The organism is Gordonia sp. UBA5067, from assembly GCF_002414845.1.
GTDB classification, from domain to species: Bacteria; Actinomycetota; Actinomycetes; order Mycobacteriales; family Mycobacteriaceae; genus Gordonia; species Gordonia defluvii.
Genome location: NZ_DIAX01000043.1, coordinates 1 through 2,708, shown reverse-complemented (window position 1 = coordinate 2,708; position 2,708 = coordinate 1). Strand labels below are relative to the sequence as shown.

The following is a 2,708-nucleotide window of genomic DNA, read 5'->3' as shown; positions in this document are numbered from 1 at the left end:
CGGTCGTTGTGTGGAGGTCGACCAGGAGCGAGATCTCTGCCAGGTGATGAATGACTTCGCGGCACGCGTGCATCGCCAGGTCGAGCTTCGGCTGCGCACCGTATGGGCCCCAGTCGCTGCCGAGCGGGGAGACCAGGTCGTCCGCGGTCCACGATGTGATCGCGCTGAAGAACACGGCCCAGGCCTGGTCGAGCAGGTCGAGCGCTTCCACTGGTGTGCCCACCCACGCGGTGCCGGTGAGACCTGTGCCGCCACGCCCGACGAGGCGGCCGGAGTAGCTGTCGAGACAGTCGACGCCGATGTGCCACGTGCGCCAGGCGATCGTGGTGAATGGAGCAGGGCTTGGCTCATCCTCCACCCAATCCGCAGCCCAGCCGCCGTCGGTGGGCCGCACGGTCCAACACGGCGCGGCCGGCTCCCACAAGTACGCGTCGGCGGTGAGCCGAGTGCGCAGGTCGTTCACCGGTTGCCACGCACTCTCGAGCGTGAGGCGAACGGACTGGGTGATGGTGTCAGCGCTGCTTGCCATTTGGGAAGCGTGTCACAGCCTTGTCGGCGCGGCGCGCAGGTTGTTGGAGGCTTGTTGAAGAAGGCTCGGGCCGCATGACCGGCGGCCCTCACGAGGTACGTTCGTCGTTGAAGGAGTCGGCATGATCGGTACCGAAGCGCAGGACCAGTTCATCGGGCGCAGCGTGATCGCGCTGCTGGCCACCGTTCGAGCGGCCGGGACTCCATCGACGTCGATGATCTCATTCGCCCGTCGTGGCGACGAGCTGTTCTTCTCGACCAGCCTGGATCGATGGAAGGGCCGCTCGCTGGTGCGCGATCCGCGATGTGCCCTCACCGTCTTGAACCCGCACGAGCCGTGGTCGTTCGTGACGGTCGAGGGGGAGGTGGTGATCCACGCCGACAACCCTGCGGACCTGCGTCAACTCATCCTCGACACGACTGATCACCCCGACTACGCATGGGCACGCGAGGCCATTGCACCCGTGCTCGAGGCCCCGGGTAGAGCGATGTTCCAGCTCACGCCGACAAGGGTGTCGGGCGTTGTCATGCCCTGACGCGGGCGCATTTGGTCGGTTCCTGTAGATGCAGTCGATCAAGGATCAACTGACCGGCGTGGGCGACAACTCTGGGCGATGAACGCCAGTCGCGGACGATGTGGTGTCAGGTGTGAACTCTCACCGTGCGGAGCTCCCCATACGCTCGGTCCGTGGCCAGCGACCCGGAGGACCTCTACGACGATTGGGACGTCGACGAGTGCGATGTCGAACCGATCCGACGGAGCAGAACCGTTCGCTGGACGGCGATCCTGGTGGTGGCGTCGTTCGTGCTTGCCGGGATGTCGTCACTCTTGCGGTGGTGGTGAGCTGTCGCCGATCAGCTGACGTCGCATGCCCGCGGGCAGTGGCCGTTGTCAAGTCCCGGTAGCCGTGTTCCGTGTTGGCTCCGGTAGTTGTGTTCCACTCGGGTGAGGGGTTAGGCGGCGTTGGTGCGTGAGGGTCTGCCGCCGGCGTTGGCGAAGGCGCCGTGTTCGCGGGAGCGGTCGTGGCGGATCGGGTGCACGCGAAGGATCTCGCCGCCGGCGGAGATCTCGACGGTGTTGCCGACGATCGCGACTTGGACCTGTCGACGCTTGTGAGCGTTGCCGACCCGATATGTCGTGGCAGCAAAACAGACGTTGCCGGATGAGTCGACTTTGCGGGTCACGCTCTGACCGACGGTCGCCTGGCGCGGTCGCGGCTGCTTGGCTGTCGCCTTGCGTCGGAGCGCTTTGGACTCGTTCGACGGACGATGCCGCTGGGCATGTGTGGCCACGAGCACCTGACGGTGGTGGATCGACACCAACCCATCTGCGACCGACACATCGACGGTCTCGCCGGCGAGCCACACCCCGACCGGGTAGAGCTCACCGGCGAAGCTGATCTTGCCGGTCTTGCCGACCCGACGTGTCGTCACCGGCTCATCCGCGCGCACGACCGGCTCGACACCGTCACGGCCGGCGAGACGGAACCGTTCCCACGGAACAACGTCACCAATGCCTTGATGGCGGCGGTCGTGGTTGTATTCGTGCACCCACGCATCGAGCTGCGCCTGGGCGTCGGCGATCGACTCGAACACCTTGCCGTTCAAGAACTCGCGGCGCATCGTCTTGTGCCACCGCTCGATCTTGCCGGTCGTGGTCGGCGAGCGGGGCGCGGTGAGGATGTGCTTGATCCCGTTCTCCCGGCAGATCCTGTCAAACAGCACCTCACCGGAGCCTGGACCAAACCGGCCGGTGAACACCTTGCCGTTGTCGGTCAACACTTCCTGCGGCACACCGAAAGCGCGCATCGCTCTCGTCAGCGCCTCACACACCGGCCGCGCTGTCGCTCGCTCGACCACGTGCGCGGAGATGATGAATCGGGAGTGATCATCGATGCCCGACACGATCGATGCCTTCCACCCGTTCACCAGCCGCACACCACCAACGACATCCATCTGCCACAGCTCCATCGCCCGGCTGCGTTCCCACCGCTTGTAATCGACCTTCTTCCGGCGGCGGGCCTCGGGCTCGATCAGACCGTGACGGACCAGACACCGATACACCGACGAACGACCCGGCAACGGCACCACCCGCTCTGCTTCCAACCGGAACAGGATCGTGCGCGGACCCCACCCCGGATGCGTCCGGCGCAGCTCCACGATCCTCGCTTCCAACTCCG

Annotated in this window: 4 protein-coding genes and 1 pseudogene; 2 read left to right on the top strand and 3 right to left on the bottom strand. The window is 65.7% G+C overall.

Translation table 11 applies throughout. From position 1 onward, the window contains the following. Nucleotides 1–529, bottom strand: a 529-nt coding sequence (locus B4M62_RS06675; protein WP_290706200.1) for a DinB family protein, incomplete at its 3' end; no start/stop codon positions are given. A 121-nt stretch (nt 530–650) separates the two neighbouring features. On the opposite strand from B4M62_RS06675, the gene B4M62_RS06670 reads away from it, so the two are divergent. Together B4M62_RS06670 and B4M62_RS06665 are read left to right on the top strand one after the other, a co-directional pair. Then, nucleotides 651–1,064 carry a pyridoxamine 5'-phosphate oxidase family protein gene (locus tag B4M62_RS06670; RefSeq protein ID WP_290706199.1) on the top strand — a complete coding sequence of 138 codons (414 nt, stop codon included), beginning with the start codon at nt 651–653 and terminating at the stop codon, nt 1,062–1,064. A gap of 152 nt (nt 1,065–1,216) precedes the next feature. After that, nucleotides 1,217–1,372 (top strand): hypothetical protein, encoded by a 156-nt coding sequence (locus B4M62_RS06665; RefSeq protein ID WP_290706198.1) that lies wholly within the window; start codon nt 1,217–1,219, stop codon nt 1,370–1,372. A 110-nt stretch (nt 1,373–1,482) separates the two neighbouring features. Here the strand turns inward: B4M62_RS06665 and B4M62_RS14760 are convergent, their stop codons facing one another. Together B4M62_RS14760 and B4M62_RS06660 are read right to left on the bottom strand one after the other, a co-directional pair. Next, the gene (locus B4M62_RS14760) at nt 1,483–1,962 is read right to left on the bottom strand and encodes a Mu transposase domain-containing protein (protein WP_414651802.1); all 480 of its coding nucleotides are present in this window, start codon (nt 1,960–1,962) and stop codon (nt 1,483–1,485) included. Between the two features lie 51 nt (nt 1,963–2,013). Further along, nucleotides 2,014–2,708: pseudogene (locus tag B4M62_RS06660) on the bottom strand (IS481 family transposase); the annotation flags it as partial.